Origin of the sequence: Marinobacter orientalis (assembly GCF_004792665.1) — a bacterium.
GTDB lineage: Bacteria > Pseudomonadota > Gammaproteobacteria > Pseudomonadales > Oleiphilaceae > Marinobacter > Marinobacter orientalis.
Window position 1 is genome coordinate 843,133 of record NZ_SRZX01000001.1, and the last position, 12,759, is coordinate 855,891.

10 protein-coding genes are annotated in these 12,759 nt (G+C 58.6%); 3 read left to right on the forward strand and 7 right to left on the reverse strand.

The window, feature by feature from the left end; genetic code table 11:
• Positions 1–61 precede the first annotated feature (61 nt).
• Both DIT72_RS04015 and DIT72_RS04020 read left to right on the forward strand, forming a co-directional pair.
• A complete protein-coding gene (locus DIT72_RS04015; protein ID WP_135953889.1) occupies positions 62–1,348 on the forward strand; it encodes an FAD-dependent monooxygenase in 1,287 nt (428 codons plus the stop codon).
• A gap of 39 nt (positions 1,349–1,387) precedes the next feature.
• Positions 1,388–1,753 carry a histidine triad nucleotide-binding protein gene (locus tag DIT72_RS04020; RefSeq protein WP_135953890.1) on the forward strand — a complete coding sequence of 122 codons (366 nt, stop codon included), beginning with the start codon at positions 1,388–1,390 and terminating at the stop codon, positions 1,751–1,753.
• 189 nt (positions 1,754–1,942) lie between these two features.
• Here the strand turns inward: DIT72_RS04020 and phoU are convergent, their stop codons facing one another.
• The 5 genes from phoU to DIT72_RS04045 all read right to left on the reverse strand — a co-directional run bounded on the left by phoU (position 1,943) and on the right by DIT72_RS04045 (position 7,459).
• Positions 1,943–2,665 (reverse strand): phosphate signaling complex protein PhoU, encoded by a 723-nt coding sequence (gene phoU / locus DIT72_RS04025; RefSeq protein ID WP_135953891.1) that lies wholly within the window; start codon positions 2,663–2,665, stop codon positions 1,943–1,945.
• Between the two features lie 33 nt (positions 2,666–2,698).
• A complete protein-coding gene (gene pstB, locus DIT72_RS04030) occupies positions 2,699–3,592 on the reverse strand; it encodes a phosphate ABC transporter ATP-binding protein PstB (RefSeq protein WP_135953892.1) in 894 nt (297 codons plus the stop codon).
• 10 nt (positions 3,593–3,602) lie between these two features.
• A complete protein-coding gene (gene pstA / locus DIT72_RS04035) occupies positions 3,603–4,880 on the reverse strand; it encodes a phosphate ABC transporter permease PstA (protein ID WP_135953893.1) in 1,278 nt (425 codons plus the stop codon).
• Positions 4,873–6,261: a phosphate ABC transporter permease subunit PstC gene (gene pstC, locus DIT72_RS04040; protein WP_135953894.1), complete on the reverse strand. Its 1,389-nt coding sequence runs from the start codon at positions 6,259–6,261 to the stop codon at positions 4,873–4,875. Before pstC ends, pstA begins: the two co-directional genes overlap by 8 nt.
• Positions 6,262–6,409: 148 nt before the next feature.
• Positions 6,410–7,459 carry a substrate-binding domain-containing protein gene (locus DIT72_RS04045; protein ID WP_135953895.1) on the reverse strand — a complete coding sequence of 350 codons (1,050 nt, stop codon included), beginning with the start codon at positions 7,457–7,459 and terminating at the stop codon, positions 6,410–6,412.
• 194 nt (positions 7,460–7,653) lie between these two features.
• On the opposite strand from DIT72_RS04045, the gene DIT72_RS04050 reads away from it, so the two are divergent.
• A complete protein-coding gene (locus DIT72_RS04050) occupies positions 7,654–8,058 on the forward strand; it encodes an acyl-CoA thioesterase (protein WP_135953896.1) in 405 nt (134 codons plus the stop codon).
• A gap of 65 nt (positions 8,059–8,123) precedes the next feature.
• Here the strand turns inward: DIT72_RS04050 and DIT72_RS04055 are convergent, their stop codons facing one another.
• Positions 8,124–9,125: a dihydroorotate dehydrogenase-like protein gene (locus tag DIT72_RS04055; protein WP_135953897.1), complete on the reverse strand. Its 1,002-nt coding sequence runs from the start codon at positions 9,123–9,125 to the stop codon at positions 8,124–8,126.
• Positions 9,118–12,711, reverse strand: a complete 3,594-nt coding sequence (gene nifJ / locus DIT72_RS04060; protein ID WP_135953898.1) for a pyruvate:ferredoxin (flavodoxin) oxidoreductase — start codon at positions 12,709–12,711, stop codon at positions 9,118–9,120. The genes DIT72_RS04055 and nifJ overlap by 8 nt, the downstream gene beginning before the upstream one ends.
• Between the last annotated feature and the right edge of the window lie 48 nt (positions 12,712–12,759).

The window sequence follows — 12,759 nt, forward strand, 5'->3', positions numbered from 1 at the left end:
CCGGGCCGCTTGTCTGAACGCGCCCATCGCGTAAACTGGGCCTAACAGACAGGAACCCGTTATGACCCAAGCCTTTGATGTTGTTATTGTCGGTGCCGGCATGGTCGGTGCAGCCCTTGCCGCCGGCCTCGGCCGCAGCGGCTTTCGCGTTGCCCTTGTGGATCAGGGGGCCGCACCTTTCTTTGATGCTTCACAACCACCCGATATCCGGGTGTCGGCCCTGAGCGCCGGCAGCGAACGTTACCTTACCGAACTTGGAGCCTGGCCAGAGATCCTGACCATGCGCGCCACTCCCTATACCCGCCTGGCGGTATGGGATGAGACAGACCATCCATTGAGCAGTGTCCTGCCCCGCAAGATCGCCGAGGCCGTTTTTGATGCCCGCAACCTGTCAGCAAGCCATCTGGGGCATATTGTGGAGAACCGCGTTACCCAGCAGGCCCTCTGGAACTGCGCCGGGACCCAGCCATCGGTCACCCTGTTTGCCGGCCACGCCGTCACCAGGCTCATCAACGGCGATGACCGGGCGGAGGTAACGCTGGACGATGGCACGGAACTGAGCGGCGAACTGATTGTAGGCGCAGACGGAGCCAGTTCCGGTGTCCGCAACCTCGCCGGCATCGGCATCACCCGCGACCAGTACCAGCAACAGGCCATGGTGATCTCGGTCCGCTATCAGGGCCCGGTCCAGGACATCACCTGGCAGGGATTCTACCCCAGCGGTCCCCGGGCCTTCCTGCCGCTACATTCCGCTGGCAGTGGCGAAAGCTGGGCTTCCCTGGTGTGGTATGACTCGCCGGAAGAACTGGCGCGGCTCAAGGCATTGGACAACAGCGCATTGATGGCGGAAATACAGAACGCCTTCCCGCCCGAGCTGCCACCGTTAACCCACATTGATGCCAAAGCCAGCTTCCCGATTGCGCGCCAGCACGCCAGGAAGTATGTCAACAACCGCGTCGTGCTGGCAGGCGACGCTGCCCATACCATCAACCCGCTGGCCGGCCAGGGTGTGAACCTGGGCTTCGCGGATGCCCGTTGCCTGCAGTTGGTCCTCCGCGAAGCCAGGCGCGCCGGCAACAGCCTGGCCAGTCCCGCTCAACTGGATCAATACGAACAGCAACGCCGCCCGGCCAACCGCCGCATGATGCTGACCATGGATGTGTTCTACCACCTGTTCAGCAATCGCACACCGCCCCTGCATCTGTTACGCAACCTTGGCCTGGGCGCAGCGAAAGCCATGCCATTTGCCAGAAACCGGGTAGCCAAATACGCTATGGGTATCGACGACGAACTACCCCCGGTCATCCGCCAACTGGCAGCGAAGCTTCCGGGGCTGAAGCAACTGTAGTTCATTGTTCTGACGTTCATTCATCAACAGGGGACCATTATGTCGGAGACTATTTTCAGCAAAATCATCAACCGCGAGATTCCGGCGGATATTGTCTATGAAGACGATATCAGCCTTGCCTTCAGGGACATCAATCCGCAGGCACCGGTGCATCTGCTGATTATTCCGAAAAAAGAAATCGCGACGATCAATGATATCCAGGAAGGCGATCGTGAACTGGTCGGCCATCTGTACTGGGTTGCCGCCAAACTGGCAAAGGATATGGATTTTGCCGACGACGGCTACAGGACAGTCATGAACTGTGGCGAAAATTCGGGCCAGACAGTCTTCCACATCCACCTGCACCTGCTGGCCGGCAAACCCTTCGGCTGGCCGCCCTATACTGACAAGAAGAAGCAGGGCTAAGTGCCTGGGGAGTAGTCCTCGCAGACTGCAGATCCAGGTGCATAGTTCGGGGGCACTGTTCAGGACCGTGGAGCGCCAGGGATGGCGCGACCGAGCCCTACAGGGATGTATTGACGGGCGTGTCGTGAACAGTGCTCCCGGCCGGGCGAAAAACTCCCAAACCAACAGGCTACACGGGCAAAACCAAATTCAGCGCCCAACAACCTTCTCGGCTTCTTCAACCGGCGTATGCCGGACATCCTCGCCCTTGACCATGAAGATCACGTTCTCGGCAATGTTACAGGCATGATCCCCCACCCGCTCCAGGGCGCGAAGAATCCACATTACCGACATGCAGCGGGAAATGTTGCGGGTGTCTTCCATCATGAACGTCAGCAACGTCCGCGTGGCCGCCTGATATTCCTCGTCGACCCGCTTGTCTTCCTTCATGATCCGCAGCGCCTGCTCCGAATCCAGGCGGGCGAAGGCGTCCAGGGAGTCATGCAGCATGCTCAGCACATGATTGCCGATATGGCGCACTTCCACGTAGCCGCGGGGGGCCTGGCCTTCCTCTGAGAGTTTGATGGCAAACTTGGCGATTTTCTTGGCCTCGTCGCCGACACGCTCCAGATCTGCGACCATCTTGATAACCGAGATCACCAGGCGGAGATCGCGCGCCGTAGGTTGACGGCGGGCAATGATCAGCGTGGCTTCTTCGTCGATTTCAATTTCCTTCTGATCAACCTTTTTGTCCATGGCACGGACTTCATCAGCCAGGTTGCCATCGTTCTCAACCAGCGCAGTGATGGCGCGATCCACCTGGGATTCCACCATGCCGCCCATCTCCAGGAATTCGCTCTTCAGGGCCATCAGTTCGTCATTGAACTTGTTCGATATATGATCGCCGTACACATCGTCCTTTTTATCTGGCATAACTTTGTTCTCCAGTGTTCAACCGTACCGGTTTTAACCAAAACGCCCGGTGATATAGGATTCAGTAAGCTGGTGTTCCGGTGAAGTGAAAACCTTGTTGGTTTCGTTCACTTCAACCAGGTGGCCCAGGTGGAAATACGCGGTGCGATTGGACACCCTCGCAGCCTGTTGCATCGAGTGGGTCACAATTACGATGGTATAGCTTTTCGACATATCGGCGATCAGTTCCTCGACCCTTGCAGTTGCAATCGGATCCAGTGCTGAGCAGGGCTCATCCATCAGGATCACTTCCGGGCTTACCGCGATGGCTCGTGCTATGCACAGTCGCTGCTGTTGACCGCCAGACATACCGGTTGCTACCGAATCCAGGCGATCCTTCGCTTCTTCCCACAGTCCGGCTTTGCGAAGGCTGTTCTCGACGATTTCGTCCAGCTCTGACTTGCGGTTGGCCAGTCCGTGGATTTTAGGACCATAAGCTACGTTGTCGTAGATCGACTTGGGAAAGGGATTGGGCTTCTGGAATACCATGCCGACGCGGGCCCGCAGCTCAACCACATCCCGTTTTGGACTGTAGATGTCCTCGCCGTCAAGCATCAACTGCCCCTTTACGCGACAGATATCAATGCTGTCATTCATCCGATTAAGACAGCGCAGGAATGTGGACTTGCCACAGCCGGAGGGGCCGATGAACGAGATAACTTCGTTCCGGCCAATGTCCAGGCTGATATCCTTGATTGCGCGATCGCTGCCATAGGAGACACTCACGTTACGCAACTGGAACTTGGGATCGCTGGCAAACGGCTTTCCAACCGTTTTGCCTTCTTCGATTATCGTGTCCTCTGGCTTGTCCTGGGGCACCGGAATCTCCGCAGCCTGCTTGTCTCGCATGTTTACTCCAGTGGAAATACTCGGATTGATCGTGTTCATGTCGTTCTCCTTACCAGCGACGCTCAAGCCGCTTGCGCAGCCAGATCGCCAGTGCATTCATACTGATCATGAAGGTGAGCAGCACCATGATGGCGGCGGATGCCAGCTCTATGAACCCCTGTTCAGAGCTGCTTGCCCATAGGTAAATCTGCACCGGCAATACCGTGGCCGAATCGAAAAAGCCGGTCGGCACATCCACAATGAAGGCCACCATGCCGATCAACAGTAACGGGGCCGTCTCTCCCAGTGCCTGGGCCATGCCGATAATGGTACCGGTCAGCATCCCGGGCATCGCCAGCGGTATCACGTGATGGAGCACCACCTGCATTTTGGAGGCACCGACACCCTCGGCCGCCTCACGTATCGAGGGCGGTACGCTCTTGATGGCCGCGCGGCTGGAAATGATGATGGTCGGCAGTGTCATCAGCGCCAGCACCATGCCTCCCACCACCGGTACCGACCGGGGCATGCCGAACAGACCAATGAAAACCGCCAGACCAAGCAGACCAAAGATGATCGATGGCACTGCGGCCAGGTTATTGATATTGACCTCGATGAAATCGGTAAATTTATTCTGGGGTGCAAATTCCTCCAGATAGACCGCTGCTGCGATACCGACCGGAAACGCAATTGCCAGTGTGACCAGCATGGTCAGCAGAGAACCCACGATGGCACCCAGAATACCCGCATTCGACGGTTCCCGGGAGTCGCCGCGACTGAACAGTACGTCGTTAAAGCTGGTGTCTATCACGCCCTTCTCAACCAGTTCGTCCACCCAGCGTTGCTGCTGTTCGGACAGCTTTATACTGTACCTGGGATTGCCAGCGTGTTTGACATATGTTGAGACCCGATCATGTGCCAGAAACTCGATGGTTTGCGTGGTGTTCAGCAAATCGGGATTATTTTCCAGCAAATCACGAACCTCGCTGGCCGCGTAGTTGCCAACCAGACGGCCCAGTTCCCGTTTTTCAGCCGCAGTTTCAGCCTCCGGAATATGATCCTGCAATGCGTCAATGATCGGCGCAACGAAATCCGCCATGGAACGCTGATCCTCATCGGTCGGATCGTCCAGATACATCATTTCCGAATCGAGAGTCACATCCAGTGTGATGGTGGTCTTGATAAAGCCGGTGTGGCCCTTGCCGATAATGTCAGCAAAAAGAATGAACAATGACCCGAGGGCAATGAATATCGCCACCATGCCATACAGCCGGAACCGGCGCTCCTTGCGATAGCGCCGCTTCAGGGAGTTACGGACAATCTCCGCCTGAGAACTCTGATCACTCATACTGTTCCCTATACTTGCGTACGATCTTGAGAGCTACCACGTTCAGCAGCAGCGTAACGATAAACAACAGCATACCCAGCGCGAATGCAGAGAGGGTCTTGGCGCTGTCGAACTCCTGATCACCCACCAGCAATGTTGCAATCTGCACCGTCACTGTCGTTACTGACTCCAACGGATTCGCCGTCAGGTTGGCCGCAAGGCCTGCTGCCATGACCACAATCATGGTTTCACCAATGGCGCGGGAAGCTGCCAGCAGAATGCCACCAATAATGCCGGGCAGAGCTGCCGGAAAAATCACCTTTTTCATGGTTTCCGACTGTGTCGCGCCCAGGGCCAGTGAGCCGTCCCGCATGGTCTGGGGCACTGCATTGATGACGTCGTCTGACAGCGATGATACGAATGGCACGATCATGATGCCCATCACCAGGCCGGCGGCCAGTGCGCTCTGGGAAGAGGCCTCCAGGCCCACCATTTCGGCAAGGTCACGGATGAATGGGGCAACCGTCAACGCGGCGAAAAAACCGTAAACCACGGTGGGAATACCCGCCAGCATTTCCAGCACCGGCTTCGCCGTGGAGCGCACACGTCTGCTGGCGTACTCGGACAGGTAAATGGCAGACAGCAGGCCAACAGGCACCGCCACCAGCAGGGCGATGGCGGAAATCAACAGGGTACCGGTGAACAGCGGGATAACGCCGAAGGCCCCTTCCGCACCCACCTGATCGGCACGCAAGGCAGTCTGGGGACTCCAGGTGGTGCCAAACAGGAACTCACTGAGGGGCACCCTGTTAAAGAACCGCACTGTTTCGAAAATCACCGAAAACACAATGCCCGCAGTGGTCAGTACCGCCAGTGCCGCACACACAAAGAAGATGCGGCGAAGGGTTGTTTCCACGTTCTTTCTGGCGTTGATATGGGGTGCAACACGGGTCCAGGCAAACGCAGCCCCGAGTATTGCAATCAGTATTACCAGGATGGCCTTGAAGTTTCTGCTCTGACTTTCCAGGTTTTCCAGCAATGACGCCGCCCCGGCAATATGCTCCGGCACAAATTCCGGATTGAGCTTGCCCGCTGCCACATTACTGATCTGGGAGAGTATCAGGCTGGCCTCCCCGGCAGATTCTGGCCAGGTTTCCTGGGGCAATGATGCGATCACAATGCCCTGGATAATCTTGCCTTCGAAACCGGCCCACGCCGCCAGCACAATCAGCGCGGGAATGGCACACCACAGTGCTGCACGCGCCGCGTAGTAGAAAGGAAGAGCCTTGAGGTTCCGGATACCGCCGAGGGGCGCTGCCACCGCCCGGGATCGCATGTAAGCGAGGCCATAGGCAACCACGGCGAGAACCAGAACCAGGGGCAGAAGATTGGCCGTCTGCATATCAGTCTCTGTATTAATGGCTTTGAGTTAGCTGGACGTCTATTTTGCCAGTTAGCCGGGCAAAAATATTCACACAGATGTAATAAGGAACGCGGACCTGAAAGCCCGCGTTCCTCTGTAGTCATCCCTGACGCTTTCTGGCTGGGCCTTACAGCTCGTTACCCGTCATTGGCTCCAGATTTCTTGCTCTTTTGGCAGTCTTCATGCGCTGGTCACGTGGCAGCGGGATCAGACCCACATCAACCAGATAGCCGTTATCGCCCCAGGCACTTTCGCTGGTAAACTCGGCTATGTATTCCTTGATACCCGGAACAACGCCTACGTGCGCATTCTTGACATAAAACCACAGTGAACGGGCAACCGGATAGTCTTCGCTGGAAATGGCTTCCGGAGTCGGCTCAACACCGTTAACACTGGCTGCCTGGATCTGGCCGGTGTTCTCCATCAGGAAGCTGTAGCCGAAGATACCCAGTGTTTGCGGGTCCTGGGCCAGGCGCTGAACGATCAGGTTGTCGTTTTCGCCGGCTTCGATGAACGGACCGTCTTCACGCATGGCGTGACAAACCGATTTCATCTCACTCTTGTCCATATTCTTGATGAAATCGTACTGTTTACAGCCGCCCTGCATGGCGATTTCAACGAAGGCATCGCGGGTACCGGACGTCGGAGGCGGGCCCATTACGCTGATTTCAAAGTCTGGCAGGCTGGAATCGATCTCGCTCCACTTTTCATAAGGGTTGGGTACCAGCTCATCGCCGCCATCGGGGTCCGGCACTTCCTTGGCCAGCGCCAGGAATACCTGCTTCAGGGTCAGATCCAGCTTTTCCGCGTCCCTGGAGTTGGCGATGACGATACCGTCGGCACCAATACGCACTTCAGTAATCTTCTCGACGCCGTTGGACTGGCAGTTCTCGAACTCGCCCGGCTTCATGCGACGGGAAGCATTGGTGATATCCGGGTGCTGGGTGCCAACACCTTCACAGAACAGTTTCAAGCCGCCGCCAGAACCAGTGGATTCCAGCTTCGGCGTCGGGAAATCGGTGTTACGACCGAAACGCTCGGCAACCACAGTGGCAAACGGATAAACCGTCGAAGAACCGACAATGTTGATGGTGTCGCGAGCCATGGCCGGTGTCGACACAGCGGCGATGCTGCCTGCCAGTGCCACGCTTGTAAGGGCTGTTTTAAGTTTCATCACGTTGAATCTCCATTAGTCACTTTGACTTTATTGTCGGATCTGCTTCACCGATGGGTGAACAATAAAGGGGTTCTGTGACAACTTTGTTACAACCACTGAAATATAGAACAGAACGTTCAATTTCTCTTGCAGACGCAGCGCAGGCCGCTACCATGCGGGAACTAAAAACAATTCCGGACTAAAAGGTTTCATCCATGACCGCGCTCGATGACGACAGGCCCATGCCCAGAGGCGAACTGGTAATCCAGGTAATCCCCCTGCCCTCCGACACCAACCCCAACGGCGATGTGTTCGCCGGCTGGCTGGTCAAACAGATGGACATGGCGGCTGCCACCATGGCGGGGCGAATTTCCCAGGGCCGTAACGCCACGGTTGCCATGGACAGAATGGAGTTTCTCTCCCCGCTGCGGGTAGGCTCCCAGGTCGGCTGTTACGGGGAACTGGTCGAGGTGGGCCGCAGCTCAATGAAAATCAACATTGAAGTCTGGACCCTGGACCGCACGGCAAAAGCCCCTCGCAAGGTAACGGAAGGGCTTTTTGTCTATGTGGCGATTGACGAACATGGCCGCATCCGGGAAGTGCCTGCGCAGACGGAGTGAAGGATAGCGGCCCGCCTTGAGTGGTTGCCAGGACTGTCCAGGTCGCCCCGGAAATTATCCGCGCTTCACTGAACGGATTGCCAGCCATGCAACAGACGGGCGTAATTCAGCCGCTCCCAGGCCCCGGCATTGGGGGCATTATCCAGTGACAAAGCGCCGCGGGCTTCCGCCAGGTTGCGGTAGCCCATCGTTGACAGGCGCTGATTCAGTTCGCCAGTGATCCTGCCCAGCGCCGACGGTCCTTCCACCAACAGGGCCGAGACCAGCTGCACGACCGTGGCGCCGGACAGAATGGCCTTGGTGGCATCATCACCGCTGTGAACACCGCCGGACGCTGCCATTTCCAGACCGGTACGATTGAACAGCATCGCCATTCCATGCAGCCGCAGGGGCAGCTCGGCGTTGCTGGATAGCACCACTTCCCGGCTCAGCTCCAGTTCATCCAGGTCCATATCCGGCTGATAGAAGCGGTTGAACAGCACCAGCCCCCTGGCCCCGGCTGCTTCCACCCCGGCCACAAAAGCCGGTAGCGCAGAGTAGAATGAGGACAGCTTGACGCTGACCGGGATGGTGACCTGCTCCACCACCGAGCGCACCACCTCGAGCTGGCGCTGTTCCAGGGTGGCGGCAGTGTCAGAAGGATCCATGGCCAAGTCGTAAAGGTTCAGTTCAATGGCCGCCGCGCCGGCATCTTCAAGCTCCCGGGCATGTTGCGTCCAGCCACCGGAAGAAATGCCGTTTAGCGAGGCAATTACCGGAACATCCAGGGCGTCCTGCAGCAGATCCAGGCGTTTTAGATAACTGCCGGAGCCCATTTCAAACACGTCGGATTCGGGGAAGAACGAACGCGCCTCGGCATCCATGTTGATGCGGGAATCGATAAAATGATGGGCCGCCATCTGCTCCGCCACCAGCTGTTCCTCAAACAGCGAATGCATCACGACAGCGCCGGCACCCGCCCCTACACAGGCTTTCAGTGCCTCCAGGTCATCGGTCAGCGGGCTGGCGCCCACCACCAGGGGCGAACGCAGGTCCAGCCCCAGCCATCGGGTTGTCAACTCAGTCATGACGGTCGCCCTCCTTGTGATCGGACTCCGGGTATTCATGGGCCTCAAAGTGGATGCCCGCCAGCTGCATATACAGCTCGCGCTGCTCCTTCGCCGCTTCGCTGGCCGCTGCCACCAGTTGCTCGTACCTTTCAGGATCCCGCAATTCCAGCATGCGGAAGCGGGCCTCCTCCTGCATATAGGTTTTCATCGGCACCTTCTGGCGCACGGAATCCAGTTGCAGGGGTGGCAGACCTTCGTGAATACGCCGGGGATCAAACCGGTAAAGTGGCCAGGCCCAGCTGTCCACCGCCCGGCGCTGCTGGGCGGGCGAGTGCACCAGGTCATAACCATGGGCAATACAGGGGCTGTGGGCAATGATCAGTGCCGGACCGTCAAAGCTTTCCGCTTCCTGCAAGGCTTTGGTGGTCTGATTGCTGTGGGACTGCATGGCAATCTGGGCCACGTAAACATGACCATAGCTCATGGCCAGCAGGCCCAGGTCCTTCTTCCGGGTTTCCTTGCCGGCGGCGGCAAACTTGGCAACCGCGCCCATCGGTGTGGCCTTCGATTGCTGGCCGCCGGTGTTGGAGTATACCTCGGTATCCAGCACCAGCAGCTTGAGATTCTGGCCCGACGCCAGGGCATGGTCCAGGCCGCCATAGCCGATGTCATAGGCCCAGCCATCACCGCCGATCACCCATACGCTTTTCGGGCAAAGCTCGTCGGCCAGGCTGGCCAGTTCCTGCGCGCCGGGCCCCTGCTGGTCCCCCAGCCAGTCGCGCAATTCGCTGACCGCTTCCCTGCGTTGCGCCATGGCAGTTTCATCCAGGGTTGTACAGGGTCTGGTCAAACGACGGTAAAGCTCCGGAGAAAGACTCGCTTTCATATCCTCCAGCAACTGGCGGGCGCGGCCTACCAGTTTGTTCAGACCCATTCGCATACCCAGGCCCAGTTCGGCAGCGTCTTCAAACAGCGAGTTGTTCCAGGTCGGCCCCCGGCCATCCGCATTCACCGTGTAAGGGGTGGTGGGCAGGTTACCGCCATAGATGGAGGAACAGCCGGTGGCATTGGCAATCAACAGACGGTCACCCAGCAGTTGGGTCAGCAGGCGGATGTAGGGTGTCTCGCCACAGCCTGAGCAGGCGCCGGAATACTCGAACAGTGGAATCAGCAGTGGTAGTGACTTGAAGTCCCGGGGAATGCGGTTCCGGGGCACATCCGGCAGGCTGCGCAGGAACGCCAGGTTTTCCGCCTCGGCCTCCCGGTGCTCCTCCAGCGGCTGCATGTTGATGGCCTTGCGTTTGGGCCGGGTGCGGTCTTTTGCGGGGCACACCTCCACACACAAACCGCAGCCAGTGCAATCTTCCGGCGCGACCTGCAACCGGTAATCCAGGCCTTCCAGTTCCGGGGTATGGGTCTCGGGTACGGCCTCGAAGGAGCTGGGGGCACCCTTGCCAGCCTCGGGCTCAAACACCTTGCTGATAATTGCGGTGTGGGGGCAGATCATTGTGCAGAAGTTGCACTGGACACAGAGGTCGGGCTCCCAGACCGGAATCTCCAGGGCAATACCGCGTTTCTCGTACTGACTGGTTCCGGTCGGCCAGGTACCGTCCGCCGGAAAGGCACTGACCGGCAGTCTGTCGCCCTGGCCGTCCATCAGCAGACGGGTGACTTTCTGCACGAAGTCCGGCGCATCCACCGGAACTCTTGACGGCCGGGTGTGGGTCGCGGTCACCTCGCCCGGCACAGTGACTTCATGCAAATTCGCCAGAGCCGAATCCACCGCTTCGACGTTGCGACGGACCACCTCCGGCCCGCGCCGGCCCCAGGTCTGGCGAATGGATTCCTTGATCCGGGCGATGGCCTCATCACGGGGCAGGATGTCGGCCAGAGCGAAGAAACACACCTGCATGACCGTGTTGATACGTCGCTCCAGCCCGGCCTTTTCCGCCACCTCGGCGGCATCAATCACGAACAGACGGGCCTTGCGCTCAACCAGTACCCGTTGCGCTTCCACGGATAACCGATCCCAGACCTGATCCGCGGGCCAGGGCACATTGAGCAGCACCGTGGCACCCGGAGCTGCATGCTCGAGGATATCAAACCGTTCCAGAAACTGCGGCGCATGGACCGCCACAAACTGGGCCTGGCGGATCTGATAGCTCGAACGGATCGGTAGTGGCCCGAAGCGCAGATGCGATACGGTGGTGGCTCCGGATTTTTTGGAATCGTAGACAAAATGGCCCTGGGCAAAGAGGTCCGTGCCCTCGCCGAGGATCCTGATGCTGGACTTGTTGCTGCTGACCGTACCATCAGCCCCCAGGCCAAAGAACAGGGCACGACGTGTTTGTGGTGACTCGATGTCCAGTTCGCTGTCCACGTCAAGAGACAGGTGGGTGACGTCGTCGCGAACCCCCACGGTGAAGCGGGTTTTCGCTGAAGGCTCTTCTAACTGCGCAAAGACCGCACAGACCATCGCCGGGGTGAATTCCCGCGAGGACAGGCCGTAACGCCCACCTATCAGCCGAGGCAGAATTTCCCGCTCGCCACGGCTATAGGCTTCCATCAATCCAGCGCTGACCTCCAGCAACAGCGGCTCGCCCTGGGCGCCAGGCTCCTTGGTACGGTCCAGTACCGCCAGATGTTTCACGGTATCGGGCAGCGCCTGCAGAAAACGGTCAGTGGCAAAGGGCCGGAACAGACGTACCTTGAGAACGCCGACCTTTTCCTCCTGCGCCATCAGCCACTCCACGGTTTCATGGGCGCACTCGGCGCCGGAACCCATCAGAATGACGACCCGCTCCGCCTGCGGATGGCCCACGTAATCGAACAACCGGTAATGGCGACCGGTGATTTCGGCAAACCGCCCCATGACGGCTTCCAGACGCTCCGGAAATGCCTGATAGAACGGATTGGTGGCTTCCCGTGACTGGAAGAAGGCATCCGGGTTCTGGGAGGTACCCCGCACCACCGGCCGGTCCGGCGTCATCCGGCGGTTGCGGTGAGCCTCCACCGCCTGGTGAGACACCAGTGCCTGCAAGTCTTCATCACTCAGTGCGACAATCTTGTCAATTTCATGGGAGGTGCGGAAACCGTCGAAGAAGTGCATCACCGGAATCCGGCTCTCCAGGGTCACAGCGTGGCCAATGGCGGCAAGGTCCTGGGCTTCCTGCACCGAGCCCGAGGCCAGCAACGCAAAACCCGTACCCCGGGCGCACATCACATCGGAGTGGTCACAGAAAATCGAAAGGGCATGGGTCGCAACACTACGGGCGGCCACGTGCATGCAAAAAGGCGACAGCTCTCCGGCAATCTTGAACAGGTTGGGCAGCATCAGCAGCAGCCCCTGGGAAGCGGTGAACGTGGTCACCAGCGAGCCCGCCTGCAGAGCGCCATGCATCGCGCCCGCGGCACCGGCTTCGGACTGCATTTCCACCACACCGGGCACCTGGCCCCAGAGGTTGGGTTTGCCCAGGACAGCCCAGTCATCCGCATGCTCACCCATCACCGACGCCGGGGTGATCGGGTAGATGGCAATGGTTTCGCTCAGTCGATAGGCCACCGAGGCCACAGCCTCATTGCCATCCAGGGTATGAAACGCCATCGCCACCACTCCTTGTCAGAACCGTCGGACTGTTCTGAGTCTAGGTGG